The organism is Streptomyces sp. Root431, from assembly GCF_001426585.1.
Taxonomy (GTDB): Bacteria; Actinomycetota; Actinomycetes; order Streptomycetales; family Streptomycetaceae; genus Streptomyces; species Streptomyces stackebrandtii.
Genome location: NZ_LMEI01000011.1, coordinates 140,298 through 165,717, shown reverse-complemented (window position 1 = coordinate 165,717; position 25,420 = coordinate 140,298). Strand labels below are relative to the sequence as shown.

Genomic DNA, 25,420 nt, shown 5'->3' with positions numbered 1-25,420 from the left:
ATGTCGAAGCTCGGCGATCTCGGCGCCCGGCTCCACCGCGGTGAGGTCGGTTACGACTTCATCGGCAACCGCAAGATCTGGTATGGCCTGTCCATCCTGATCACCATCACCGCCATCGTCGCCCTGGCCGTCCGCGGCCTCAACATGGGCATCGAGTTCCAGGGCGGCGCCGTCTTCACCACCCCGAAGTCGGAAGTCTCCGTCAGCCAGGCCCAGGAGTACGCGGAAGAGGCCTCGGGCCACGACGCGATCGTCCAGCAGCTCGGCAACGGCTCCCTCCGCATCCAGGTCGGCGGCCTCGACACGGCCCAGTCCGACAAGGTCCGCGCGGAACTCGCCAAGGACATGAACGTCCCCGAGGACAAGATCGCGGCGGAGCTCGTCGGCCCCAGCTGGGGTGAGCAGATCGCCAACAAGGCCTGGACCGGTCTGGGGGTCTTCATGATCCTCGTGGTGATCTACCTGGCCATCGCCTTCGAGTGGAGAATGGCGGTCGCGGCACTGATCGCCCTCATCCACGACCTCACGATCACGGTGGGCATCTACTCACTGGTCGGCTTCGAGGTCACGGTCGGCACGGTCATCGGTCTGCTGACGATCCTCGGCTATTCGCTGTACGACACGGTCGTCGTCTTCGACTCCCTCAAGGAACAGACGAAGGACATCACGAAGCAGACCCGCTTCACCTACAGCGAGCTGGCCAACCGCTCGATCAACGGCACCCTGGTCCGTTCGATCAACACCACCGTCGTCGCGCTGCTGCCGGTCGCCGGCCTGCTCTTCATCGGTGGCGGCGTCCTGGGCGCCGGCATGCTGAACGACATCTCGCTGTCCCTGTTCGTGGGTCTCGCCGCCGGCGCGTACTCCTCGATCTTCATCGCCACCCCGCTCGTCGCCGACCTCAAGGAGCGCGAGCCGGCGATCAGGGCGCTCAAGAAGCGGATCATGGTCAAGCGGGCCGCCGCCGCGGCCAAGGGCGAGCCGCTCGACGCCGCGGACGAGCTGTCCGAGGCCGCCGTCGTGGGCCCGCGCGCCGGCCGTCACGGAGCTCAGGAGCACCGCGGATGACCGCTGGTACGCAGGACGTGACCGAGCTGCTGCTCAGCCGCATCCGCGACGTCCCCGACTACCCGAAGCCGGGCGTGCTGTTCAAGGACATCACGCCGCTGCTCGCGGACCCGGTGGCGTTCTCGGCCCTCACCGACGCCCTCGCCGCGCTGTGCTCCGCGCACGGTGCGACGAAGATCGTCGGCCTGGAGGCCCGCGGCTTCATCCTGGCCGCCCCCGTGGCGATCCGCGCCGGCCTGGGCTTCATCCCGGTCCGCAAGGCCGGCAAGCTGCCCGGGGCCACGCTCAGCCAGGCGTACGAGCTGGAGTACGGCACCGCCGAGATCGAGGTGCACGCCGAGGACCTGGTCGCGGGTGACCGCGTCATGGTCATCGACGACGTCCTCGCCACCGGCGGCACCGCCGAGGCCTCGATCGAGCTCGTCCGCCGCGCCGGCGCCGAGGTCGCGGGCGTCGCCGTCCTCATGGAACTCGGCTTCCTCCCGGGCCGCGCCCGGCTGGAACCGGTCCTGAACGGTGCCCCGCTCAAGGCGCTGATCACGGTCTGACCCCACGGTCCGACAGCAAGGCCCACAGGGGCGCTCCGGGGAATCCCCGGAGCGCCCCCGCTGTTTTTCCGGTATGTCCCCGTACGGGGCCCGGAAGGCGCGCTTCCCCCGCGTCCGTACCGTCCGCGTCCCGGGCGCGTGAGCAGGGCGGGTCGTGGCTCGATACGATGGCCTCTCCGGGCCTGACCGGGGGACCCGGAACCGCACGAGGAGCGCTCTTGCCAGACGAGGCCCAGTCACTCTCCGCCGCGCAGCCCGACCCGAAGGCCGAAAAGGCCGCGCAGGGAACCGGCACGCCCCAGAACAAGCCCGCGGAGACCGGGCCCGCGGCCGAGGCGCCCGCCCCGGCCCCGGCACCCACCCCGGCCTCGACCGCCCGGCCCGCCCCGGCCGCCCCCGCCCGCTCGGGCGGCTCGTCCAACCGCGTCCGCGCGCGCCTCGCCCGCCTCGGCGTCCAGCGCTCCTCCCCGTATAACCCGGTCCTGGAACCGCTGCTGCGGATCGTCCGCTCCAACGACCCCAAGATCGAGACGGCGACCCTCCGCCAGATCGAGCGCGCCTACCAGGTCGCCGAGCGCTGGCACCGCGGCCAGAAGCGCAAGAGCGGCGACCCGTACATCACGCACCCGCTCGCCGTCACCACGATCCTCGCCGAGCTCGGCATGGACCCGGCGACGCTGATGGCCGGTCTCCTCCACGACACCGTCGAGGACACCGAGTACGGCCTCGACACCCTGCGCCGCGACTTCGGCGACCAGGTCGCCCTGCTCGTCGACGGCGTCACCAAGCTCGACAAGGTCAAGTTCGGCGAGGCCGCGCAGGCCGAGACCGTCCGCAAGATGGTCGTCGCCATGGCCAAGGACCCGCGCGTCCTGGTCATCAAGCTCGCCGACCGCCTGCACAACATGCGCACCATGCGCTACCTCAAGCGGGAGAAGCAGGAGAAGAAGGCCCGCGAGACCCTCGAGATCTACGCGCCCCTGGCCCACCGCCTGGGCATGAACACCATCAAGTGGGAGCTGGAGGACCTCGCCTTCGCGATCCTCTACCCCAAGATGTACGACGAGATCGTCCGCCTCGTCGCCGAGCGCGCCCCCAAGCGGGACGAGTACCTCGCCATAGTGACCGACGAGGTCCAGACCGACCTGCGCGCCGCCCGCATCAAGGCCACCGTCACCGGCCGCCCCAAGCACTACTACAGCGTCTACCAGAAGATGATCGTCCGCGGCCGGGACTTCGCGGAGATCTACGACCTGGTCGGCATCCGCGTCCTCGTGGACACCGTCCGCGACTGCTACGCGGCCCTCGGCACCGTCCACGCGCGATGGAACCCGGTCCCCGGCCGGTTCAAGGACTACATCGCGATGCCGAAGTTCAACATGTACCAGTCGCTGCACACGACGGTCATCGGACCCAACGGCAAGCCCGTCGAGCTCCAGATCCGCACCTTCGACATGCACCGGCGCGCCGAGTACGGCATCGCCGCGCACTGGAAGTACAAGCAGGAGGCCGTCGCCGGCGCCTCCAAGGTCCGCGCCGACGTGCCGAAGAAGGCCGGCAAGGACGACCACCTCAACGACATGGCGTGGCTGCGCCAGCTCCTCGACTGGCAGAAGGAGACCGAGGACCCCAGCGAGTTCCTGGAGTCCCTCCGCTTCGACCTCTCGCGCAACGAGGTCTTCGTCTTCACGCCCAAGGGCGACGTCATCGCGCTGCCCGCCGGGGCCACCCCCGTCGACTTCTCCTACGCGGTCCACACCGAGGTCGGCCACCGCACGATAGGAGCACGGGTCAACGGGCGGCTCGTCCCGCTCGAATCGACCCTCGACAACGGCGACCTGGTCGAGGTCTTCACCTCCAAGGCGGCCGGGGCCGGACCCTCCCGCGACTGGCTCGGCTTCGTCAAGTCCCCGCGCGCCCGCAACAAGATCCGCGCCTGGTTCTCCAAGGAGCGCCGCGACGAGGCCATCGAGCAGGGCAAGGACGCCATCGCGCGGGCCATGCGCAAGCAGAACCTGCCGATCCAGCGGATCCTCACCGGCGACTCGCTCGTCACGCTCGCCCACGAGATGCGCTACAGCGACATCTCCTCGCTGTACGCGGCGATCGGCGAAGGCCACGTCACCGCCCAGTCCATCGTCCAGAAGCTCGTCCAGGCCCTCGGCGGTGAGGAGGCCGCCACCGAGGACATCGACGAGGCGACCATGCCCACCCGCGGCCGCTCGAAGCGCCGCTCCAGCGCCGACCCCGGTGTCGTCGTCAAGGGCGTCGAGGACGTCTGGGTGAAGCTGGCCCGCTGTTGCACGCCCGTCCCCGGCGACCCGATCATCGGCTTCGTCACCCGCGGAAGCGGCGTATCGGTTCACCGCAGCGACTGCGTCAACGTGGAGTCGCTCTCCCGGGAACCGGAGCGAATCCTGGAGGTCGAGTGGGCACCCACCCAGTCCTCCGTCTTCCTGGTCGCCATCCAGGTCGAGGCCCTGGACCGCTCCCGGCTCCTCTCGGACGTCACCCGGGTCCTCTCGGACCAGCACGTCAACATCCTGTCGGCGGCCGTCCAGACCTCCCGCGACCGGGTGGCCACTTCGCGCTTCACCTTCGAGATGGGCGACCCGAAGCACCTGGGGCACGTCCTCAAGGCCGTGCGGGGCGTGGAGGGCGTCTACGACGTCTACCGCGTGACCTCGGCCCGCAGGCCGTAACGACGCCCACGAGGAAGGCCCCCCGGCGCGCTGCCGGGGGGCCTTCCTCGTACGGTCACGGCTGACGCGTCAGCCGCCGAACTCCTCCAGGCCCTTCATGGCCTGGTCGAGCAGGGCCTGACGGCCCTCCAGCTCGCGGGCGAGCTTGTCGGCCTTGGCGTCGTTGCCGGCGGCACGGGCCGCGTCGATCTGCTTGCGCAGCTTCTCGACGGCGTCCTGGAGCTGACCGGTCAGACCCGCGGCACGCGCGCGTGCCTCCGGGTTCGTCCGGCGCCACTCGGCCTCCTCGGACTCCTGGATCGCCCGCTCCACCGTGTGCATCCGGCCCTCGACCTTCGGGCGGGCGTCACGCGGTACGTGGCCGATGGCCTCCCAGCGCTCGTTGAGGGAGCGGAAGGCCGCACGCGCCGCCTTCAGATCCGTCACCGGCAGGAGCTTCTCGGCCTCGGTCGCGAGCTCCTCCTTCAGCTTGAGGTTCTCGGTCTGCTCCGCGTCCCGCTCGGCGAAGACCTCGCCGCGCGCCGCGAAGAAGACGTCCTGGGCGCCGCGGAAGCGGTTCCACAGGTCGTCCTCGTGCTCGCGCTGCGCCCGGCCGGCCGCCTTCCAGTCCGTCATCAGCTCGCGGTAGCGGGCCGCCGTCGTCCCCCAGTCGGTGGACTTCGACAGCGCCTCCGCCTCGGCGACCAGACGCTCCTTCGCCTTGCGGGCGTCCTCGCGCTGGGCGTCGAGCGAGGCGAAGTGGGCCTTGCGGCGCTTCGAGAACGCCGAGCGGGCGTGCGAGAAGCGGTGCCACAGCTCGTCGTCGGACTTGCGGTCCAGCCGGGGGAGGCCCTTCCAGGTGTCCACGAGCGCCCGGAGCCGCTCACCCGCGGAGCGCCACTGCTCGCTCTGGGCCAGCTCCTCGGCCTCGGTGACGAGCGCCTCCTTGGCGGCCCGCGCCTCGTCGGTCTGCTTGGCCTTCTGGGCCTTGCGCTCCTCGCGGCGCGAGTCGACCGACGCGACGAGCTTGTCCAGCCGGACGCCGAGCGCGGCCAGGTCGCCGACAGCGTGGTGCTCGTCGATCTGCTGGCGGATGTGCTCGATCGCCGCGGTGGCGTCCTTCGCCGAGAGGTCGGTGGTCCTCACGCGCTTCTCGAGCAGGCCGATCTCGACCACCAAGCCCTCGTACTTGCGCTCGAAGTAGGCCAGGGCCTCCTCGGGGGTGCCGGCCTGCCACGATCCGACGACCTTCTCGCCCTCGGCCGTCCGCACGTACACGGTGCCCGTCTCGTCGACGCGGCCCCACGGGTCGCTGCTCACAGCGCCTCCTCACCATGATGCCGTCGTGGGGTGGTACCCCCCGGGCATCGTCCACAGTTTCCCGGCGGGCCTCGCCCGCCTTCCGCAGCGCGCGGCCCGACGGCCCACGCTGCACAACGCCAATCTAGGCGAACCGCGGCCCGGCTGTCCGCACTCAGCGCGACCGAAATTCAACGGTCACGCCGGTGTGCGGACGCCCCGGCTCACTTCTTCGCGACGGTGGCCTTCTCGATGGTGACGGGCTTCTTCGGGGCGCCGTCCGAGGCACCGCCGACGCCACCCGCCGCGGCCACGGCCTGGACCGCCTTGAGACCGGCCTCGTCCATCTTCCCGAACGGGGTGTACTGCGGCGGCAGCTTGCTGTCCTTGTAGACGAGGAAGAACTGCGAACCGCCCGTGCCGGGCTGCCCGGTGTTGGCCATGGCGACGGTGCCGGCCGGGTACGTCACCTTGCCGTCCGTGCCGGCCTTGCCCAGGGCGGTCAGGTTCTCGTCCGGGATGTTGTAGCCCGGGCCGCCGGTGCCCTCGCCCGTCGGGTCGCCGCACTGGAGCACGAAGATGCCCCCGGTCGTGAGGCGGTGGCACTTGGTCCCGTCGAAGTACTTCTTCGCCGCGAGGTGGTGGAAGGAGTTCACCGTGCGCGGGGTCTTCGCCGCGTCCATGGCGATCGCGATGTCGCCCTCGTTGGTCTTGAGGGTCATCGCGTACGTGCCCTTGGCGTCCACGGCCATCTTCGGCTCGGGGGACGCCGACTCGCTCTGCGAGGGCGTCGGCGTGGTGGGCGAGTCGCCCGCGGCGCTGTCCGAGTCCTTCGAACCGTCCGTCAGCGCCACCGAGGCGTACACGGCACCGCCGGCTGCCAGCACCACGGCCAGCGAGGCCGCGATGACGGTGTTGCGCAGCTTCGCCTTGCGGCGCTTCTCCTCCCGCCGCTGCTGCTGCCGTACGTACTTCTCCCTGGCAAGCTGCCGCCGCCGCTGATCGCTCGTGACCACCGGGTCCGCTCCTGTCGCTCGTCTGTTCCTGTCCTGGCCGGGTGTGCCCGTACCGTATACGGGTTGGCTGTGGAACCGGCAGCGCCGGTAGGCTCTGATCTGCCGCATTCCGTGTTTTCTGCGGGTTCCACGACCTCCGCGCCCCCGTGCCGGACGACATCTAAGGACGAACGTGCTGATTGCCGGGTTCCCCGCCGGGGCCTGGGGGACCAATTGCTATCTGGTCGCCCCCGCCGCAGGCGAGGAGTGCGTGATCATCGACCCGGGCCACCAGGCCGCCCAGGGAGTCGAGGAGACGCTCAAGAAGCATCGGCTCAAGCCCGTCGCCGTCGTCCTCACCCATGGACACATCGACCACGTCGCCTCCGTCGTGCCGGTGTGCGGCGCCCATGACGTCCCCGCGTGGATCCACCCGTCCGACCGCTACATGATGAGCGACCCGGAGAAGGCCCTCGGCCGCTCCATCGGGATGCCCCTCATGGGCGAGCTGACCGTGGGAGAGCCCGACGACGTGCGAGAACTGACGGACGGTGCCGAGCTGAAGCTCGCCGGTCTGGACTTCTCCGTCGCCCACGCGCCCGGTCATACCAAGGGGTCGGTGACCTTCAGGATGCCGGAGACCACGGAGATCCCCTCCGTGTTCTTCTCCGGGGACCTGCTGTTCGCCGGCTCCATCGGACGCACCGACCTTCCCGGCGGTGACATGGACGAGATGCTCGCTTCGCTGGCCCGTGTGTGCCTGCCGCTCGACAACTCGACCGTGGTGCTGTCGGGACACGGTCCCCAGACGACCATCGGCCAGGAGCGCGCCACGAACCCCTATCTGCGGGACGTGGCCGCCGGTCTCGGGAGCACGGACGCTCCCCGACGAGGAATGTGACGAGACTTTCGTGAGCACCTTTCAGGCCCCCAAGGGCACGTACGACCTCATCCCGCCCCGCTCCGCCACGTTCCTGGCGGTCCGGGACGCGATCTCCACGCCGCTGAGGAACTCCGGCTACGGCTACATCGAGACGCCCGGTTTCGAGAACGTCGAGCTGTTCTCCCGCGGTGTCGGTGAGTCCACCGACATCGTGACCAAGGAGATGTACACCCTCACCACGAAGGGCAACGACCACCTCGCCCTCCGCCCCGAGGGCACCGCGTCCGTCCTGCGTGCGGCCCTCCAGGCCAACCTGCACAAGCAGGGCAACCTGCCGGTCAAGCTCTGGTACTCCGGCTCGTACTACCGCTACGAGCGGGCCCAGGCGGGCCGCTACCGCCACTTCTCCCAGGTCGGTGCCGAGGCGATCGGCGCCGAGGACCCGGCGCTCGACGCCGAGCTGATCATCCTGGCCGACCAGGCGTACCGGTCCCTGGGGCTGCGGAACTTCCGCATCCTGCTCAACTCGCTGGGCGACAAGGAGTGCCGTCCCGTCTACCGCGAGGCGCTCCAGGGCTTCCTGCGGGGGCTCGACCTCGACGAGGAGACCCTGCGCCGCGCCGAGATCAACCCGCTGCGCGTCCTCGACGACAAGCGCGAGTCCGTGCAGAAGCAGCTCGTCGGCGCCCCGCTGCTCGGCGACTACCTCTGCGACGCGTGCAAGGCGTACCACGAGGAGGTGCGCGCCCTGATCACCGCGGCGGGCGTGGAGTTCGAGGACGACGCCAAGCTGGTGCGCGGCCTGGACTACTACACCCGCACGACCTTCGAGTTCGTCCACGGCGGCCTCGGCTCGCAGTCGGCGGTCGGCGGCGGCGGTCGCTACGACGGCCTCTCCGAGATGATCGGCGGCCCCGCGCTGCCGTCCGTCGGCTGGGCGCTCGGGGTGGACCGCACGGTCCTCGCCCTGGAGGCGGAGGGCATCGAGCTCGACCTCCCCGCCGTCACCAGCGTCTTCGCCGTGGCCATCGGCGAGGAGGCGCGCCGGATCCTCTTCGGCAAGGTCACCGAGCTGCGCCGGGAGGGCATCTCCGCGGACTTCTCGTTCGGCGGCAAGGGCCTCAAGGGCGCGATGAAGGACGCCAACCGCTCCGGGGCCCGGCTCGCCGTCGTCGCCGGTGAGCGCGACCTCGCCGAGGGCGTCGTCCAGCTCAAGGACATGGAGTCCGGCGAGCAGCAGGCCGTCGCCGTGGACGCCCTGCTCGACGCGGTGCGCGCCAAGCTGGTCTGACGGACCGTACGGACGGAGGGGCCCGGGCCGCGGGAAGCGGTCCGGGCCCCTCCGCGTCCCCGTGGCCCCGTCCTTATCCCCACCGAACGGTGGTCACCGTGCCCCGTACGGCAGAATGACCGTGCCCACAAGGCCCGCGAGCGAGGGAACAGGTGACATGGCGAAGGCAGCGGTGGACGAGGTCGCGTCCGGCCGGGACGGCGGCGGCACGATCGGGGCGAGCCGGGCCTTCTCCTGGCTCCTCGTGATCACCGGAGCGGCCGGACTGCTCGCCTCCTGGGTCATCACGATCGACAAGATCAAGCTCCTCGAGGACCCGAACTTCACGCCGGGCTGCAGCCTCAACCCGATCGTCTCCTGCGGCAACATCATGAAGAGCGAGCAGGCCGCGGTCTTCGGCTTCCCGAACCCGATGCTCGGCCTCGTCACGTACGCGATGGTCATCGCGATCGGCGTGGGCCTGCTCGCGGGCGCCCGCTACCGCCGCTGGTACTGGCTCGGCCTCAACGCCGGCACGCTCTTCGGCGTCGGCTTCTGCACCTGGCTCATGTACCAGTCGCTGTACGAGATCAACTCGCTCTGCCTGTGGTGCTGCCTGGCCTGGGTCGCCACCATCGTCATGTTCTGGTACGTGACCTCGCACAACGTCCGGCGCGGCGTCATCCCCGCCCCCGGCGGCCTGAAGACCTTCTTCGACGAGTTCACCTGGCTCCTGCCCGTCCTCCACATCGGGATCATCGGGATGCTGATCCTGACCCGCTGGTGGGACTTCTGGACCAGCTGACGGCGCCGGCGCTGTCAGTGGCGTGACCTAGGCTTCATGACTGTGGAGCCCGACCTCTTTACCGCAGCCGCCGAAGACCGCCAGGAGAAGGACCCGTCCAGCAGCCCGCTGGCCGTCCGGATGCGCCCGCGCACCCTTGACGAGGTGGTGGGCCAGCAGCACCTGCTCAAGCCCGGATCGCCGCTGCGCCGACTCGTCGGGGACGGCGACGGCGGGCCTGCGGGCGCCTCCTCGGTGATCCTCTGGGGCCCGCCGGGCATCGGCAAGACCACCCTCGCGTACGTCGTCTCGAAGGCGACCGACAAGCGGTTCGTGGAGCTGTCCGCGATCACCGCGGGCGTCAAGGAGGTCCGGGCCGTCATCGACGGCGCCCGCCGCGCGGCCGGCGGCTACGGCAAGGAGACCGTCCTCTTCCTCGACGAGATCCACCGCTTCTCCAAGGCCCAGCAGGACTCGCTCCTGCCCGCCGTGGAGAACCGCTGGGTGACGCTCATCGCCGCCACCACCGAGAACCCCTACTTCTCGGTGATCTCCCCGCTCCTCTCGCGCTCGCTGCTCCTCACCCTGGAGCCGCTCACCGACGACGACCTGCGCGGCCTCCTCGCCCGCGCGCTCACCGACGAGCGGGGGCTCGGCGGGGCCGTGACCCTGCCGGAGGACGCCGAGGCCCACCTCCTCCGGGTCGCCGGCGGCGACGCCCGGCGCGCCCTGACCGCCCTGGAGGCGGCCGCCGGCGCCGCCCTCGCCAAGCGCGAGCCGGAGATCACGCTCCAGACGGTCGAGGAGACCGTCGACCGCGCGGCCGTGAAGTACGACAAGGACGGCGACCAGCACTACGACGTGGCCAGCGCGCTCATCAAGTCGATCCGCGGCTCGGACGTGGACGCGGCCCTGCACTACCTGGCGCGCATGATCGAGGCGGGGGAGGACCCGCGCTTCATCGCCCGGCGGCTCATGATCTCGGCGAGCGAGGACATCGGCCTCGCCGATCCGAACGCGCTGCCGATCGCCGTCGCCGCCGCGCAGGCCGTGGCCATGATCGGCTTCCCGGAGGCCGCGCTCACCCTGAGCCACGCCACGATCGCCCTGGCCCTGGCCCCGAAGTCGAACACGGCGACGACCGCGATCTCCGCCGCCCTCGCCGACGTGCGGAACGGCCTCGCGGGCTCGGTCCCGCCGCACCTGCGCGACGGCCACTACAAGGGCGCCGCCAAGCTCGGCCACGCCCAGGGGTACGTCTACCCGCACGACGTCCCGGGCGGCATCGCGGCCCAGCAGTACGCGCCGGACGCGATCCACGGCCGCCGGTACTACGAGCCCACGCGCTACGGCGCGGAGGCGCGCTACGCGGACGTCGTGGAGCGCGTGCGGGCCCGGCTGAAGAGCGACGAGTAGCACCCCGCCGTTCACGCTGCTTACGCTCGCCCCATGATCCGTACCGTCGGCGTCCTGGTCCTGGTCGCGGCCGTCGCCGGGTGCTCGCCCACCCGGGCGCGGGAGAGCGCGCCGGCCGGCCGCTCCGCCGTCCCCCTCGTCGGCGCCGCCTTCCCGCCGACGGCCGAGCGGGCCAGGACACAGCTCGCCGCGCTGAAGGTGGCCTGGGGCGAGAACTGGCAGACGTACGAGCGCTCCGAGTTCGGGGACGGCTGGTCCGACGAGACCGACGCCCCCGGCGGGCGCAACGGCTGCGACACCAGGGACGACGTGCTGCGCCGGGACCTCTCGGAGCTCCGGCTCGGCGACCGGAACCCGTGCGTCGTCCTCTCGGGGGTCCTGCACGACCCGTACACCGGCAAGGAGCTGCCGTACTCCTACCGCAAGGCCTCCCAGATCCAGACCGACCACGTCGTCGCCCTCGGCGCGGCGTGGCGGGCGGGCGCCTGGGCCTGGACGCCCGCCCGGCGGCTGACGTTCGCCAACGACCTGGACGTCCTGCTCGCCACCGACAAGCGGACGAACCAGAAGAAGAGCAGCAAGACCCCGGACAAGTGGAAGCCTCCCCGCACGGCGTACTGGTGCGAGTACGGCCGGCGCTGGACGGGGATCAAGACGAAGTACGGACTGACGGTCTCCCCGCCCGAGAAGGACGCCGTCCGGGAGCTCCTGGACACCTGCCGCTGAGGCCGGGGCACCCCGTGCGAGGGCGGCCCGGGGACCCGGTACACTGGTCGGGATTGCTGCGTCCCGTGTCCGGCTCCGGTCGGCACCACCAGAACGGGACAGTCAGCCGGAGACCCGGCCCTCGGGCGGGGTTTCCAGGAGCGTCGCGCACCTTCGAAGGTGTCGCGGGCAACCCACCACCACCCGGATCCCGGGAGCGGCGGTGGGTCGTTCGCGTGCTGCACGTATGTGCCCAGACCTGGGAGCGGCTGCCCGGCAGGTCCGTCCCGTACGGACCAGGCGGGTTTCCCGGCTGCGGATGCGACCTCCCCTAACCCTGGTGAAGCCGTTTCGTACAACGTAGAGAGGTTGGTTCATGCCGAACCAGTCCCGTCCCAAGGTCAAGAAGTCGCGTGCCCTCGGCATCGCGCTGACCCCGAAGGCTGTCAAGTACTTCGAGGCCCGCCCCTACCCGCCGGGCGAGCACGGCCGTGGCCGCAAGCAGAACTCGGACTACAAGGTCCGTCTGCTCGAGAAGCAGCGTCTGCGCGCCCAGTACGACATCAGCGAGCGCCAGATGGCGCGCGCCTACGACCGCGCCAAGAAGGCCGAAGGCAAGACGGGCGAGGCGCTGGTCGTCGAGCTCGAGCGTCGCCTCGACGCCCTGGTCCTGCGTTCGGGCATCGCCCGCACCATCTACCAGGCCCGCCAGATGGTCGTCCACGGCCACATCCAGGTCAACGGTGGCAAGGTCGACAAGCCGTCGTTCCGCGTCCGTCCCGACGACGTCGTGATGGTCCGCGAGCGCAGCCGCACCAAGCCGCTGTTCGAGGTCGCCCGTGAGGGTGGCTTCGCCGCCGACGGTGAGACCCCGCGCTACCTGCAGGTCAACCTGAAGGCCCTGGCCTTCCGCCTCGACCGCGACCCGAACCGCAAGGAAATCCCGGTCATCTGCGACGAGCAGCTGGTCGTCGAGTACTACGCCCGCTGATCCGGGCCTCCGGCGGAAGCCGGGGGACGTAGTACCACCTCCGCGGTGTTCAGCCCGCCGCTTCCCCACCCTTACCGGTGGGGGAGCCGGCGGGCTTCCGCGTTCCCCGGACCGCCTCCGACCTGGCCGTACGGAAGGGGCGCGGGGCCTCATGCCCGGCCGTCCCCGGCGGGCCGCCCACGGCCGGATCCCGGCGCGTCGCGAGCGCCCGCTCCACCGCCGCGTCCAAGGACAGTCCCCGGCCCTCACGGAACGCCGAGGCGTACGCCTCGGCTCCCAGCGCCGCGCCCGCCTGCTGCTCGCACAGCACCCGGGGGGCGTCGAACGAGGTCGAGCCGAACAGCTGGATCCCGACGGCGTCCCAGACCGGCACCGTCGCGCCCTGGAGCACCGCCGCCTCCACCGGATCGCCCTCGGACACCGTCACCAGGGCGAGCAGCTCGATCGCGAGGACGAGCCCGACCAGGTCGCGGAAGGCGTGGTTGATCATCACGCACTCGTCGAGCAGCTCCCGCGCCTCCTCGTACGCGCCCCGGGTCCACGCCGAGAACGCGAGCACGTAGAGGGCGTACGCCCGGGTCCAGCGCTCCCCGCGCTCCTCGCAGACCTCCCGCACCTCGCGGCAGATCGCGGCCGCCCCCTCCAGATCGCCCCCGAAGGCCCGCGCCATCGCCAGCTCGACCTGCCCCATCAGCACGTTGCTGTTCAGTTCGCCGAGTTCCCGGTACGACTCCAGGGCCCGCCCGATCAGCTCCTCCGCCCGCGGGATGTCGTCCGAGAGCAGCGCCAGGCAGCCCATGCGGTGCGTCGCGTACGCCTCCGCCAGCGCGTTACGGGAGGCCCGGGCCTGCTCCCCGCACTCGTGGAGCGCCGCCACCGCCGCCGTACCGTCGCCTTGCAGGATCGTCACGTAGCCGAGCACCCACAGCGCCTTCAGCCGGGCCTCCTCGTGCCCGGACTCCAGCGCGAGCGCCCGCTCCAGCCAGTGCCGGCCCTCAGAGAGTCGCCCGCAGCCCACCCAGGCGAACCAGAGCGTGCCCGCCAGGTGCTGGGCGAGATGCGCGTCCTCCGGCAGTTCGAGGCACAGGTCGAGGGCCGCCCGGAGGTTCGGCAGCGCCGCGTCCGTCCGCGCCGCGACCTCCGCCTGTCGGGGGCTGAACCACTCCAGCTCGCACCAGGTCGCGAGCCCCATGTACCAGTCGCGGTGCCTCCGGCGCAGCCGCTCCGTGTCGCCGAGCGCGGCCAGCCACTCCGCCCCGTACGCCGCGACCGTGTCCAGGATCCGGTAGCCCGGCCCTGCGGGCGTGTCCTCCCGCGCCACGAGCGACTGCGCGAGCAGCCCCCCGAGCAGGTCCAGGATCCGGTCCTGCGGCAGCTCGGGGCCGCCGCACACGTACTCCACGGCCTCCAGGTCGAACGGGCCGGCGAAGACGGAGAGCCGCGCCCACAGCAGCCGCTCCTCCGGAGTGCACAGCTCGTGGCTCCAGCCGATCGCCGTGCGGAGGGTCTGATGGCGGGGGAGCGCCCCGCGCTCGCCGAGCGTGAGCAGCCGGAAGCGGTCGTCGAGACGGGACAGCATCTGTTCGACGGAGAGGAGGGGCAGCCGGCAGGCCGCCAGTTCGAGGGCGAGCGGGATGCCGTCGAGCCGACGGCAGAGCTCGCGCACGGGATCGTGGGGAGGCGTGCCGTGGACGGCATCGTGCCGGGAGGAGCCGTGCACGGACGAGGTGCGTACGGAGGAGGTGCGTACGAGGGGGTCGCGTACGGACGCGCCCTGCACGGGCACGGGGACGACCGGAGCGCCCGCCTCCGCCGCCCGTTCGGCGAGGAGCGTCACCGCGTCCGCCTCGTCCATCGGCGCCAGCCTGAACACGGCCTCGCCCGCCACCCGCAGCGGGCGGCGGCCCGTCGCGAGCACGGTCAGCCCCGGGGCGTGGGCGAGCAGCTCCCGTACCAGCGGCGCACAGCTCTCCACCAGGTGCTCGAAACCGTCGAGCACCAGCAGGAGCCGGCGCTCCGCGAGATGCTCGACGAGGACCTCGCGCGGGCCCCTCAGCGTGTGGTCGGTCAGCCCCAGCGCCTCGACCAGGGCGTGGTCCACCAGATCCGGGTCGCGCAGGGGCGCGAGCTCGGCGAGCCGCACCTCGTCGCCGTAGCGTTTCTGCGCCGCGGCGGCCGTGCGCAGCGCGAGCCTCGTCTTGCCGACCCCACCCACCCCGACCACCGTCACGAGGCGCGACTCCTCCAGGAGTCGCGCCAGTTCGGCCTGCTCGGCGGCCCGTCCGACGAACCGGTTCGGCTCCGCCGGGAGATTGCTCCGTCGCATGGGACACGGAGCGTACTCACCCGCACGCGCTCCGTACAATCGGATTCCGTAACTCCCTTCCTGCGGGCGGTAATGCGGTACGGCGGGACAGCCCGGGCGCGATAGGGTCGGGTGACTACTTTTGGCAAGGGCCCCAAGGGCGAACGACAGCAGAGAGCGGTGCAGAGTGACCGGTGGAGAGGTTGCCGGGATCCTGGTGGCCGTCTTCTGGGCGATCCTGGTCTCCTTCCTCGCCGTGGTGCTGGTGAGGCTGGCGCAGACGCTCAGGGCGACCACCAAGCTGGTGGCGGACGTGACCGAACAGGCCGTCCCCCTGCTCGCCGACGCCTCCGCGACCGTGCGCTCCGCACAGACCCAGCTCGACCGGGTCGACGCCATCGCCTCGGACGTCCAGGAAGTCACCTCCAACGCGTCCGCGCTCTCCTCCACCGTCGCGTCCACCTTCGGCGGCCCGCTCGTCAAGGTGGCCGCGTTCGGCTACGGCGTGCGCAAGGCGCTCGGCCGCGGCCGGGACGGCGAGGACGTGCCGCGGGCCACCGCGCGACGTACTGTGATCGTCGGCCGTACGGTGCCGTCCGCACGGCGCCGGAAGCAGAAGGGCTGAACCACCATGTTCCGCCGCACGTTCTGGTTCACGGCCGGCGCAGCCGCCGGCGTGTGGGCCACCACCAAGGTCAACCGGAAGCTGAAGCAGCTGACGCCCGAGAGCCTCGCCGCCCAGGCGGCGAACAAGGCCGTCGAGACCGGCCACCGGCTCAAGGACTTCGCCCTCGACGTGAGGGCCGGCATGGTCCAGCGGGAGGCCGAACTGGGCGAGGCGCTCGGCCTCGACGCCCCGGTCGCCGACGACCGGGACCGCGAACTTCCGGCACCGCGCCGCAGGGCAGCGCTCGATCCCACCGCGCGCCCGACCACGACGTATTCAATCCCCACGATCTCGTACAACCGGAATGAGGACCACTGATGGAGTCGGCTGAAATCCGCCGCCGCTGGCTGAGCTTCTTCGAGGAGCGCGGGCACACCGTCGTCCCTTCGGCGTCGCTCATCGCGGACGACCCGACTCTGCTGCTCGTCCCCGCCGGCATGGTGCCCTTCAAGCCCTACTTCCTGGGTGAGGTCAAGCCGCCCTTCACGCGCGCCTCCAGCGTGCAGAAGTGCGTGCGGACGCCCGACATCGAGGAAGTCGGCAAGACCACCCGCCACGGCACGTTCTTCCAGATGTGCGGCAACTTCTCCTTCGGCGATTACTTCAAGGAAGGCGCCATCAAGCTCGCCTGGGAGCTGCTGACCAGCTCGGTGGAGCACGGTGGCTACGGGCTGGACCCGGAGAAGCTCTGGATCACCGTCTACCTGGAGGACGACGAGGCCGAGCGCATCTGGCGCGACGTCGTCGGCGTCCCCGCCGAGCGCATCCAGCGCCTCGGCAAGAAGGACAACTACTGGTCGATGGGCGTCCCCGGACCCTGCGGCCCGTGCTCCGAGATCAACTACGACCGCGGCCCCGAGTTCGGCGTCGAGGGCGGCCCGGCCGTCAACGACGAGCGGTACGTGGAGATCTGGAACCTGGTCTTCATGCAGTACGAGCGCGGTGAGGGCTCCGGCAAGGACGACTTCCCGATCCTCGGCGAGCTGCCGTCGAAGAACATCGACACGGGCCTCGGCCTGGAGCGCCTGGCGATGATCCTCCAAGGCGTCCAGAACATGTACGAGACGGACACCCTCCAGGTCGTCATCGACAAGGCCACCGAGCTCACCGGCGTCGCCTACGGCAAGGCCCACGACAGCGACGTCTCGCTCCGCGTGGTCGCCGACCACATGCGTACGTCCGTCATGCTCATCGGCGACGGCGTCACCCCCGGCAACGAGGGCCGCGGCTACGTGCTGCGCCGCATCATGCGCCGCGCCGTCCGCAACATGCGCCTGCTCGGCGCCACCGGCCCGGTCGTCCAGGAGCTCGTGGACACCGTGATCGACACGATGGGCGAGCAGTACCCGGAGCTGGTCACCGACCGCAAGCGCATCGAGACGGTCGCCCTCGCCGAAGAGGCCGCCTTCCTGAAGGCCCTCAAGGGCGGCACCAACATCCTCGACACCGCCGTCACCGAGACCAAGGCCGCCGGCGGCACGATCCTCTCCGGCGACAAGGCGTTCCTGCTCCACGACACCTGGGGCTTCCCGATCGACCTCACCCTGGAGATGGCCTCCGAGCAGGGCCTCTCCGTGGACGAGGACGGCTTCCGCCGCCTGATGAAGGAGCAGCGGGAGCGCGCCAAGGCCGACGCCAAGGCCAAGAAGACCGGCCACGCCGACATGACCGCGTACCGGGAGATCGCCGACGGCAACGGCGCCACCGAGTTCACGGGCTACACCAACACCGAGGGCGAGACCACGGTCGTCGGCCTGCTCGTCAACGGCGTCCCCTCGCCGGCCGCCTCCGAGGGCGACGAGGTCGAGGTCGTCCTCGACCGCACCCCGTTCTACGCCGAGGGCGGCGGCCAGATCGCCGACCAGGGCCGCATCAAGCTGCACAGCGGCGCCGTGATCGAGATCCGGGACGTGCAGCAGCCCGTCCCGGGCGTCTCCGTCCACAAGGGCTCGGTCCAGGTCGGCGAGGTGACCGTCGGCGCCACCGCCTACGCCACCATCGACGTCCGGCGCCGGACGGCCATCGCCCGCGCCCACTCGGCCACCCACCTGACCCACCAGGCGCTGCGCGACGCCCTCGGCCCGACGGCCGCCCAGGCCGGTTCCGAGAACCAGCCCGGCCGCTTCCGCTTCGACTTCGGTTCGCCGAACGCCGTCCCCGGCACGGTCCTCACCGACGTCGAGCAGAAGATCAACGAGATCCTCTCGCGCGAGCTGGAGGTCCACGCCGAGGTCATGGCCATCGACGAGGCCAAGCGCCAGGGTGCCATCGCCGAGTTCGGCGAGAAGTACGGCGAGCAGGTCCGCGTCGTCACCATCGGCGACTTCTCCAAGGAGCTGTGCGGCGGTACGCACGTCCGCAACACCGCCCAGCTGGGTCTGGTGAAGCTGCTCGGCGAGTCGTCCATCGGCTCCGGCGTGCGCCGCATCGAGGCCCTCGTCGGCGTCGACGCGTACAACTTCCTCGCCAAGGAGCACACGGTCGTCGCCCAGCTCCAGGAGCTGGTCAAGGGCCGTCCCGAGGAGCTGCCGGAGAAGATCTCCGCCATGCTCGGCAAGCTGAAGGACGCCGAGAAGGAGATCGAGAAGTTCCGCGCGGAGAAGGTCCTCCAGGCCGCCGCTGGGCTCGTCGACTCCGCCAAGGACGTCCGCGGCGTCGCCCTGGTGACCGGTCAGGTCCCGGACGGCACCACCGCCGACGACCTGCGCAAGCTGGTCCTCGACGTGCGCAGCCGCATCTCCGGCGGCCGTCCGGCCGTCGTGGCGCTGTTCACCACGGCCAACGGCAAGCCGCTCACGGTCATCGCCACCAATGAGGCCGCCCGCGAGCGCGGTCTGAAGGCCGGCGAGCTGGTCCGCACGGCCGCCAAGACCCTCGGTGGCGGTGGCGGCGGCAAGCCGGACGTCGCCCAGGGCGGCGGTACGAACCCGGAGGCCGTCGGCGAGGCCATCGCCGCCGTCGAGCGTCTCGTGGTGGAGACGGCGTGACGATGCGTCGCGGCCGCCGTATCGCGGTCGATGTCGGGGACGCCCGGATCGGGGTCGCCTCGTGCGACCCCGACGGGGTCCTCGCCACGCCGGTGGAGACCGTGCCGGGACGTGACGTCCCGGCCGCCCACCGGCGGCTCCGCCAGATCGTCGAGGAGTACGAGCCCATCGAGGTCGTCGTGGGCCTGCCCCGCTCGCTCAGCGGGCGGGAGGGCCCGGCCGCGACCAAGGTCCGTGCCTTCGCCCGCGAGATGGCCAAGGGCATCGCGCCCGTGCCGGTCCGGCTGGTCGACGAGCGGATGACGACGGTCACCGCGACCCAGGGGCTGCGGGCCTCGGGCGTGAAGGCGAAGAAGGGGCGGTCCGTCATCGACCAGGCCGCCGCTGTGATCATCCTTCAAGCCGCTCTTGAGTCCGAACGGGTATCAGGTAATCCGCCCGGTGAGGGCGTCGAAGTGGTCATCTGATCGCGATACGGTAACGTTCCGCGCGATGCGGCGGTTTTCGAACAACTGCCGCACTACGTAGAGGCGGATCGTCCGGAAGCCTCGCGGCTGGTTGGGGATCGATGACTGAGTATGGCCGGAGCCCCGGCTCCGAACCGTGGCACCCCACGGACCCGTTGTACGGGGACCAGGGGTGGGAAGGTCAGCAGCAGTACCAGCACCCGCAGCAGCCGCAGGCGAGCCAGTACGGTCAGGGTGGCGGCCAGGGGTACGAGGGCGACCCGTATCAGCAGCAGCAGTATCAGCAGCAGCCCCAGTACCAGCAGCAGCAGTACCAAGGGCAGCAGTACCAGGACCCGCAGCAGTCCCAGGGCTACGCGGATCCGCAGTACCAGCAGCAGCAGATGCAGCCGCAGCAGTACCAGCAGCAGCAGTACGGGACGGGGTACCCGGGCGGTTACGACACGCCCGGGGACCTCGGACAGCAGTACGACGGCGGCTACGACGGCAACTGGGAGTCGGGCCAGGCGGCGATGGCGTACGGCGCGCCCCCGGCCGATCCGTACGGCGGCCAGAACCCCGACCTCTACGGCACCCCCGAGGCGTACCCCCCGCCCCAGCCTCCCGGCCGCCGGCAGAACCCGCCGGAGCCGGTGATCGACTGGGCGCCGGAGGAAGAGGCGCGCCCGGAGCCGGAGGAGGAGCAGCACCCCTTCTTCACGGGCGCCGAGGACTCCGACGACGACGAGTACGACGAGGACCCGGCCACGGGCCGCGGCTCCCGCGGCGGCGACCGCGAACGCCGGAGCAAGTCGAAGAAACGCAAGGGCAAGAACGGCATGGCCTGCCTGGTCGTGGCGGCCGTCCTGGTGGGCGGCGTCGGAGGCATCGGCTACTTCGGCTACAAGTTCTGGCAGGGCCAGTTCGGCGCGGCCGAGGACTTCGTGGGCAGCGGCAGCGGCGAGGTCCAGGTCGAGATCCCCAAGGGCGCCTTCGGCAACGAGATCGGGAACATCCTGAAGAGGGAGGGCGTCGTCAAGAGCGTCGACGCCTTCGTCTCGGCGCAGCAGAAGAACCCCAAGGGCAACTCGATCCAGGCCGGCGTCTACACGCTGAAGAAGGGCATGTCGGCCGAGAGCGCGCTCACGCTCATGCTCAACCCGGCGAGCCAGGCCAACTTCGTCATCCCCGAGGGCAAGCGGAACGCCTGGGTCTACGACCAGCTCGACAAGCGCCTCGACCTCAAGCCGGGCACCACCAAGGACATCGCCCAGGCGAAGGCGGACTCTCTCGGGCTGCCCGACTGGGCCAAGGACCACAAGGACGTGAAGGACCCCCTGGAGGGCTTCTTCTTCCCGGCGAGCTACCCGGTCTCGAAGACGGCCAAGCCCGAGGAGGTGCTCCGCAAGATGGTGTCCCGCGCGAACGCGGAGTACACCAAGCTCGACCTGACGGCGAAGGCGAAGGAGCACGGCCTGGAAGGGCCCTGGGAGCTCCTGACGGTCGCGAGCCTCGTCCAGGCCGAGGGCAAGACTCCGGACGACTTCCGCAAGATGGCGGAGGTTGTCTACAACCGTCTGCAGCCGGACAACCGCGAGACCTACCAGCTGCTGCAGTTCGACTCGACCCTCAACTACCTGAAGGGTCAGAGCGAGATCAAGATCTCCGAGAAGGAGACCCGGACCAACACGGACCCGTACAACACGTACAAGCACAAGGGACTGCCGCCGGGTCCGATCAGCAACCCGGGCAACCAGGCGCTGGCCTCCATGCTCGACCCGACGAACGACGGCTGGATCTACTTCGTGGCCACGGACGGCATGAACAAGACCGAGTTCGCCAAGACGCACGCCGACTTCCTCAAGCTGAAGGACAAGTTCAATGCCAGCACGAACCAGTGAGACGCGTCGCCGCGCGGCCGTCCTCGGTTCGCCGATCGCCCACTCGCTCTCCCCGGTCCTGCACCGGGCCGCGTACGAGGCGCTCGGGCTGGACGACTGGTCCTACGACAGCTTCGAGGTCGACGAGGCCGGTCTTGCCGGCTTCGTCGGCGAGCTGGACGGCAGCTGGGCCGGGCTCTCGCTGACCATGCCGCTCAAGCGGGCGATCATCCCGCTGCTCGACGAGATCAGCGACACCGCCGCGTCCGTGGAGGCCGTCAACACGGTCGCCCTGCGTGAGGGCGGGCGGCGTGTCGGCGACAACACCGACATCCCCGGCATGATCGCCGCCCTGCACGAGCGGGGCGTCGAGAAGGTGGAGTCGGCGGCGATCCTCGGCGCCGGCGCCACCGCCTCCTCCGCGCTGGCCGCGCTCGCCCGGGTCTGCGCGGGCCCCGTCACCGCGTACGTACGGAGTGAGGCGCGCGCGGAGGAGATGCGCGGCTGGGGCGAGCGCCTCGGGGTGGACGTCCGTACCGCCGACTGGGAGCGCGCGGTCGAGGCCTTCGCCGCCCCGCTGGTCATCGCGACCACCCCGGCCGGCACCACGAACGCCCTCGCCACCGCCGTCCCCGACACGGTCGGCACGCTCTTCGACGTCCTGTACGACCCCTGGCCCACCGCGCTGGCCGCGGCCTGGTCCGACCGCGGCGGCAAGGTCGTCGGCGGCCTCGACCTCCTCGTCCACCAGGCCGTCCTCCAGGTCGAGCAGATGACGGGCCGCACCCCCGGCCCGCTCGCGGCGATGCGGGCGGCGGGCGAGCGGGCGTTGGCTGCCCGGTAGGCTCGCAGGCGCCGGAGTGATCGGCGTCCGAGGGGAAGACGGGGGACATGGGCGAGGAACTGCTGCTGGCGTCCAAGTGGGACATCGGCTTCGACGTGGTGCGCTTTCTGTGGGTGGGGTTCTTCAGCTCGCTGCCCTTCTGGGCGCGGTGCACCGTGCTCGCTCTCTTCGGATCGACCCTGGTGTACGGCTTCGTCTCCTGGTTGCGGAACCGTTCCTCCGCCACGCCGGAGGACGCTCCCGAGGCCGTCGAGAACGTCCAGGAGGACTCGGCTCCCGTCCGATAGCTGGACCGGGGACCAAGCGGTCGCCCCGGACGTGGGAGGATCGGTGACGGCGGGCCCGGGCCGCGCACCCGGCCGCGCCGTCGCAGTACCCAGGCGCGAGCATGAGGAGCATCGTTGAGCAGGTTGCGTTGGCTGACCGCTGGGGAATCCCACGGACCCGCGCTGGTCGCGACGCTGGAGGGTCTTCCCGCCGGCGTCCCCGTCACCACCGAGCTGGTGGCCGACCACCTCGCGCGGCGTCGTCTCGGGTATGGGCGCGGCGCCCGGATGAAGTTCGAGCAGGACGAGATCACCTTCCTCGGCGGCGTCCGCCACGGGCTCTCCCTCGGTTCCCCGATCGCCGTCATGGTCGGCAACACCGAGTGGCCCAAGTGGGAGAAGGTCATGTCGGCCGACCCGGTCGACCCGTCCGAGCTCAAGGAGACGGGCCGCAACGCGCCCCTGACCCGCCCCCGGCCCGGTCACGCCGACCTCGCCGGCATGCAGAAGTACGGCTTCGACGAAGCCCGCCCCATCCTGGAGCGCGCCAGCGCCCGGGAGACCGCGGCCCGTGTCGCCCTCGGCGCGATCGCCCGCTCCTTCATCAAGGAGACCGCGGGCATCGAGATCGTCTCGCACGTCGTCGAACTGGCGGCCGCCAAGGCCCCGTACGGCGTCTACCCGACCCCCGCCGACGTCGAGAAGCTCGACGCCGACCCGGTCCGCTGCCTCGACGCCGACGCGTCGAAGGCGATGGTCGCCGAGATCGACCAGGCCCACAAGGACGGGGACACCCTCGGAGGTGTCGTCGAGGTGCTCGCCTACGGCGTGCCCGTCGGGCTCGGCTCCCATGTCCACTGGGACCGCCGCCTCGACGCCCGGCTCGCCGCCGCGCTCATGGGCATCCAGGCCATCAAGGGCGTCGAGGTCGGCGACGGCTTCGAGCTCGCCCGCGTGCCCGGCTCCAAGGCCCACGACGAGATCGTCCGCACCGAGGACGGCATCAAGCGCACCTCCGGCCGTGCCGGCGGCACCGAGGGCGGCCTGACCACCGGTGAGCTGCTGCGCGTCCGCGCCGCGATGAAGCCGATCGCGACCGTCCCGCGCGCCCTCGCCACGATCGACGTCGTCACCGGCGAGGCCACGGCCGCGCACCACCAGCGCTCCGACGTGTGCGCCGTCCCCGCCGCCGGCATCGTCGCCGAGGCCATGGTCGCGCTCGTCCTCGCGGACGCCGTCGTCGAGAAGTTCGGCGGCGACAGCGTCCCGGAGACCCGCCGCAACGTGCAGTCGTACCTCGACAACCTGCACATCCGGTGACCGCCGGACCGCTGGTCGTCCTCGTCGGGCCCATGGGCTCCGGCAAGTCCACGGTGGGCGCGCTCCTGGCCGAACGGCTCGGCGCGCCCTACCGGGACACCGACGCCGACATCGTCGCCGCCGAGGGCCGGGAGATCTCCGACATCTTCGTCGAGGACGGCGAGGAGCACTTCCGCGCCCTGGAGCGGGACGCCGTCCGCGCGGCCGTCACCGCGCACGAGGGCGTCCTCGCCCTCGGCGGCGGCGCGATCCTCGACGAGGGCACCCGCGCCCTGCTCGCCGGGCTGCCCGTCGCGTACCTCTCGATGGACGTCGAGGAGGCGGTCCGCCGCGTCGGCCTCAACACCGCGCGGCCGCTGCTCGCCGTCAACCCGCGCCGCCAGTGGCGCGAGCTGATGGAGGCGCGCCGCCATCTCTACACCGAAGTCGCTCGGGTGGTCGTCACCACCGACGACCGCACCCCCGAAGAGGTCGCGGACGCGGTCCTCTCGGCACTGGATCTGAAGAAGGACGCATGACGACGGACCAGGAAGTCACCCGTATCCAGGTCGCGGGCAGCGCGGGCACGGAGCCCTACGAGGTGCTGGTCGGCCGGCAGCTGCTCGCCGAGCTCCCGGCCCTGATCGGCCCCCGGGCCAAGCGGGTCGCAGTGATCCACCCGGAGGCGCTCGCCGACACCGGCGAGGCGCTCCGCGCGGACCTCGCCGACCAGGGCTACGAGGCCGTCGCCATCCAGGTGCCGAACGCCGAGGAGGCGAAGACCGCCGAGGTCGCCGCCTACTGCTGGAAGGCGCTGGGCCAGACCGGCTTCACCCGCACCGACGTCATCGTCGGCGTCGGCGGCGGCGCGACCACCGACCTCGCGGGCTTCGTGGCAGCCACCTGGCTGCGGGGCGTGCGCTGGATCGCCGTACCGACCACGGTCCTGGCCATGGTCGACGCGGCCGTCGGCGGCAAGACGGGCATCAACACCGCCGAGGGCAAGAACCTCGTCGGCGCCTTCCACCCGCCGGCCGGTGTCCTCTGCGACCTCGCCGCGCTGGACTCGCTGCCGGTGCACGACTACGTCAGCGGTCTCGCCGAGATCATCAAGGCCGGCTTCATCGCCGACCCGGTGATCCTCGACCTCATCGAGGAGGACCCGCAGGCCGCCCGTACGCCCGCCGGCGCGCACACCGCCGAGCTGATCGTGCGGTCGATCCGGGTCAAGGCGGACGTCGTCTCCGGCGACCTCAAGGAGTCCGGCCGCCGCGAGATCCTCAACTACGGCCACACGCTGGCCCACGCGATCGAGAAGAACGAGCGGTACAAGTGGCGGCACGGCGCCGCCGTCTCCGTCGGCATGGTCTTCGCCGCCGAGCTCGGCCGGCTCGCCGGGCGCCTCGACGACGCCACCGCCGACCGGCACCGCGCGGTCCTGGAGTCCGTCGGCCTGCCGCTCACGTACCGCGGCGACCAGTGGCCCAAGCTCCTGGAGACGATGAAGGTGGACAAGAAGTCCCGCGGCGACCTGCTGCGCTTCATCGTGCTCGACGGACTCGGCAAGCCGGCCGTCCTGGAGGGCCCCGACCCGGCCGTGCTGTTCGCGGCGTACGGCGAGGTGGCGGTGTGACCGACCCCCGACCCGTTCTGGTGCTGAACGGCCCGAACCTCGGGCGGCTCGGCTCCCGCGAGCCCGACATCTACGGGGCCACCTCGTACAAGGGGCTCGTCGAGTCCTGCCGGGCCCTCGGCGAGGAGCTCGGCTTCGACGTCGAGGTCCGGGAGACCAACGACGAGGGCGAGATGATCCGCTGGCTCCACGAGGCGGCGGACGGGTCCATTCCCGTGGTGCTCAATCCGGGGGCGTTCACGCACTACTCGTACGGGATGCGGGACGCGGCCGCCCAGCGGACGGCCCCGCTCATCGAGGTGCACATCTCGAACCCGTACACCCGGGAGGAGTTCCGGCACACCTCGGTCGTCGCGGCCGTGGCGACCGGGACGGTGGCCGGCTTCGGGATCGGCTCCTACCGGCTGGCCCTGCGGGCGCTGGCCGAGGAACTGACGGCCTGACCGGCCGTCC

23 protein-coding genes are annotated in these 25,420 nt (G+C 71.1%); 20 read left to right on the top strand and 3 right to left on the bottom strand.

Going from position 1 to position 25,420, the window contains the following annotated elements; genetic code table 11:
• The 3 genes from secF (at position 1) to ASC82_RS20370 (ending at position 4,318) form a co-directional block, all read left to right on the top strand.
• Positions 1-1,068 (top strand): protein translocase subunit SecF, encoded by a 1,068-nt coding sequence (secF, locus tag ASC82_RS20380; protein ID WP_056649976.1) that lies wholly within the window; start codon positions 1-3, stop codon positions 1,066-1,068.
• Positions 1,065-1,616, top strand: coding sequence for an adenine phosphoribosyltransferase (locus ASC82_RS20375; RefSeq protein WP_056649973.1), 552 nt, complete (start codon positions 1,065-1,067; stop codon positions 1,614-1,616). The genes secF and ASC82_RS20375 overlap by 4 nt, the downstream gene beginning before the upstream one ends.
• Positions 1,617-1,834: 218 nt before the next feature.
• Positions 1,835-4,318: a bifunctional (p)ppGpp synthetase/guanosine-3',5'-bis(diphosphate) 3'-pyrophosphohydrolase gene (locus ASC82_RS20370; protein WP_056649970.1), complete on the top strand. Its 2,484-nt coding sequence runs from the start codon at positions 1,835-1,837 to the stop codon at positions 4,316-4,318.
• Positions 4,319-4,387: 69 nt separating this feature from the next.
• Here ASC82_RS20370 and ASC82_RS20365 read toward each other — a convergent pair whose 3' ends face one another.
• Together ASC82_RS20365 and ASC82_RS20360 are read right to left on the bottom strand one after the other, a co-directional pair.
• On the bottom strand, positions 4,388-5,617 hold the full coding sequence (locus ASC82_RS20365; protein ID WP_056649967.1) for a DUF349 domain-containing protein: 1,230 nt from the start codon (positions 5,615-5,617) through the stop codon (positions 4,388-4,390).
• A gap of 203 nt (positions 5,618-5,820) precedes the next feature.
• Positions 5,821-6,612 carry a peptidylprolyl isomerase gene (locus ASC82_RS20360; RefSeq protein ID WP_056649964.1) on the bottom strand — a complete coding sequence of 264 codons (792 nt, stop codon included), beginning with the start codon at positions 6,610-6,612 and terminating at the stop codon, positions 5,821-5,823.
• Positions 6,613-6,784: 172 nt separating this feature from the next.
• On the opposite strand from ASC82_RS20360, the gene ASC82_RS20355 reads away from it, so the two are divergent.
• From ASC82_RS20355 to rpsD, 6 genes are all read left to right on the top strand, one after another.
• Positions 6,785-7,492 carry an MBL fold metallo-hydrolase gene (locus ASC82_RS20355; protein WP_030316256.1) on the top strand — a complete coding sequence of 236 codons (708 nt, stop codon included), beginning with the start codon at positions 6,785-6,787 and terminating at the stop codon, positions 7,490-7,492.
• Positions 7,493-7,502: 10 nt separating this feature from the next.
• Complete coding sequence (gene hisS / locus ASC82_RS20350) at positions 7,503-8,765, top strand: histidine--tRNA ligase (RefSeq protein WP_056649961.1); 1,263 nt, start codon at positions 7,503-7,505, stop codon at positions 8,763-8,765.
• 157 nt (positions 8,766-8,922) lie between these two features.
• Positions 8,923-9,549, top strand: a complete 627-nt coding sequence (locus tag ASC82_RS20345; protein WP_056649958.1) for a vitamin K epoxide reductase family protein — start codon at positions 8,923-8,925, stop codon at positions 9,547-9,549.
• Between the two features lie 42 nt (positions 9,550-9,591).
• A complete protein-coding gene (locus ASC82_RS20340) occupies positions 9,592-10,944 on the top strand; it encodes a replication-associated recombination protein A (protein ID WP_056649955.1) in 1,353 nt (450 codons plus the stop codon).
• 33 nt (positions 10,945-10,977) lie between these two features.
• Positions 10,978-11,670, top strand: coding sequence for an HNH endonuclease family protein (locus ASC82_RS20335; RefSeq protein ID WP_056649952.1), 693 nt, complete (start codon positions 10,978-10,980; stop codon positions 11,668-11,670).
• Between the two features lie 355 nt (positions 11,671-12,025).
• Positions 12,026-12,640, top strand: a complete 615-nt coding sequence (gene rpsD / locus ASC82_RS20330) for a 30S ribosomal protein S4 (RefSeq protein ID WP_024758279.1) — start codon at positions 12,026-12,028, stop codon at positions 12,638-12,640.
• A gap of 49 nt (positions 12,641-12,689) precedes the next feature.
• Here rpsD and ASC82_RS20325 read toward each other — a convergent pair whose 3' ends face one another.
• Positions 12,690-14,966 (bottom strand): AAA family ATPase, encoded by a 2,277-nt coding sequence (locus ASC82_RS20325; protein WP_056649949.1) that lies wholly within the window; start codon positions 14,964-14,966, stop codon positions 12,690-12,692.
• A gap of 166 nt (positions 14,967-15,132) precedes the next feature.
• On the opposite strand from ASC82_RS20325, the gene ASC82_RS20320 reads away from it, so the two are divergent.
• From ASC82_RS20320 to aroQ, 11 genes are all read left to right on the top strand, one after another.
• Positions 15,133-15,570: a DUF948 domain-containing protein gene (locus ASC82_RS20320; protein WP_024758277.1), complete on the top strand. Its 438-nt coding sequence runs from the start codon at positions 15,133-15,135 to the stop codon at positions 15,568-15,570.
• A 6-nt stretch (positions 15,571-15,576) separates the two neighbouring features.
• Positions 15,577-15,930: a DUF6167 family protein gene (locus ASC82_RS20315; protein WP_056649945.1), complete on the top strand. Its 354-nt coding sequence runs from the start codon at positions 15,577-15,579 to the stop codon at positions 15,928-15,930.
• On the top strand, positions 15,930-18,599 hold the full coding sequence (alaS, locus tag ASC82_RS20310; protein WP_056649942.1) for an alanine--tRNA ligase: 2,670 nt from the start codon (positions 15,930-15,932) through the stop codon (positions 18,597-18,599). Before ASC82_RS20315 ends, alaS begins: the two co-directional genes overlap by 1 nt.
• Positions 18,600-18,601: 2 nt before the next feature.
• Entirely contained in the window at positions 18,602-19,066 is a 465-nt protein-coding gene (gene ruvX, locus ASC82_RS20305; RefSeq protein ID WP_099054263.1) for a Holliday junction resolvase RuvX, read from the top strand.
• 101 nt (positions 19,067-19,167) lie between these two features.
• A complete protein-coding gene (gene mltG / locus ASC82_RS20300; RefSeq protein ID WP_056649940.1) occupies positions 19,168-20,946 on the top strand; it encodes an endolytic transglycosylase MltG in 1,779 nt (592 codons plus the stop codon).
• The gene (locus tag ASC82_RS20295) at positions 20,927-21,769 is read left to right on the top strand and encodes a shikimate dehydrogenase (protein WP_056649936.1); all 843 of its coding nucleotides are present in this window, start codon (positions 20,927-20,929) and stop codon (positions 21,767-21,769) included. Before mltG ends, ASC82_RS20295 begins: the two co-directional genes overlap by 20 nt.
• Positions 21,770-21,816: 47 nt before the next feature.
• A complete protein-coding gene (locus ASC82_RS20290; protein ID WP_056649933.1) occupies positions 21,817-22,056 on the top strand; it encodes a hypothetical protein in 240 nt (79 codons plus the stop codon).
• Between the two features lie 114 nt (positions 22,057-22,170).
• Positions 22,171-23,355 (top strand): chorismate synthase, encoded by a 1,185-nt coding sequence (aroC, locus tag ASC82_RS20285; protein ID WP_024758270.1) that lies wholly within the window; start codon positions 22,171-22,173, stop codon positions 23,353-23,355.
• Positions 23,352-23,873, top strand: a complete 522-nt coding sequence (locus ASC82_RS20280) for a shikimate kinase (protein ID WP_024758269.1) — start codon at positions 23,352-23,354, stop codon at positions 23,871-23,873. The genes aroC and ASC82_RS20280 overlap by 4 nt, the downstream gene beginning before the upstream one ends.
• Complete coding sequence (aroB, locus tag ASC82_RS20275; protein ID WP_056649930.1) at positions 23,870-24,967, top strand: 3-dehydroquinate synthase; 1,098 nt, start codon at positions 23,870-23,872, stop codon at positions 24,965-24,967. Before ASC82_RS20280 ends, aroB begins: the two co-directional genes overlap by 4 nt.
• Positions 24,964-25,410, top strand: a complete 447-nt coding sequence (gene aroQ, locus ASC82_RS20270; RefSeq protein ID WP_056649927.1) for a type II 3-dehydroquinate dehydratase — start codon at positions 24,964-24,966, stop codon at positions 25,408-25,410. Before aroB ends, aroQ begins: the two co-directional genes overlap by 4 nt.
• The last annotated feature ends 10 nt before the right edge of the window (positions 25,411-25,420 follow it).

What these genes read in the sequence shown, in the direction of transcription:
- secF (WP_056649976.1), top strand. Translation starts at nt 1, where the DNA reads ATGTCGAAGCTCGGCGATCTCGGCGCCCGGCTCCACCGCGGTGAGGTC.
- ASC82_RS20375 (WP_056649973.1), top strand. Translation starts at nt 1,065, where the DNA reads ATGACCGCTGGTACGCAGGACGTGACCGAGCTGCTGCTCAGCCGCATC.
- ASC82_RS20345 (WP_056649958.1), top strand. Translation starts at nt 8,923, where the DNA reads ATGGCGAAGGCAGCGGTGGACGAGGTCGCGTCCGGCCGGGACGGCGGC.
- ASC82_RS20335 (WP_056649952.1), top strand. Translation starts at nt 10,978, where the DNA reads ATGATCCGTACCGTCGGCGTCCTGGTCCTGGTCGCGGCCGTCGCCGGG.
- rpsD (WP_024758279.1), top strand. Translation starts at nt 12,026, where the DNA reads ATGCCGAACCAGTCCCGTCCCAAGGTCAAGAAGTCGCGTGCCCTCGGC.
- ASC82_RS20325 (WP_056649949.1), bottom strand. Translation starts at nt 14,966, where the DNA reads ATGCGACGGAGCAATCTCCCGGCGGAGCCGAACCGGTTCGTCGGACGG.
- ASC82_RS20315 (WP_056649945.1), top strand. Translation starts at nt 15,577, where the DNA reads ATGTTCCGCCGCACGTTCTGGTTCACGGCCGGCGCAGCCGCCGGCGTG.
- alaS (WP_056649942.1), top strand. Translation starts at nt 15,930, where the DNA reads ATGGAGTCGGCTGAAATCCGCCGCCGCTGGCTGAGCTTCTTCGAGGAG.
- ruvX (WP_099054263.1), top strand. Translation starts at nt 18,602, where the DNA reads ATGCGTCGCGGCCGCCGTATCGCGGTCGATGTCGGGGACGCCCGGATC.
- mltG (WP_056649940.1), top strand. Translation starts at nt 19,168, where the DNA reads ATGACTGAGTATGGCCGGAGCCCCGGCTCCGAACCGTGGCACCCCACG.
- ASC82_RS20295 (WP_056649936.1), top strand. Translation starts at nt 20,927, where the DNA reads ATGCCAGCACGAACCAGTGAGACGCGTCGCCGCGCGGCCGTCCTCGGT.
- ASC82_RS20290 (WP_056649933.1), top strand. Translation starts at nt 21,817, where the DNA reads ATGGGCGAGGAACTGCTGCTGGCGTCCAAGTGGGACATCGGCTTCGAC.
- aroB (WP_056649930.1), top strand. Translation starts at nt 23,870, where the DNA reads ATGACGACGGACCAGGAAGTCACCCGTATCCAGGTCGCGGGCAGCGCG.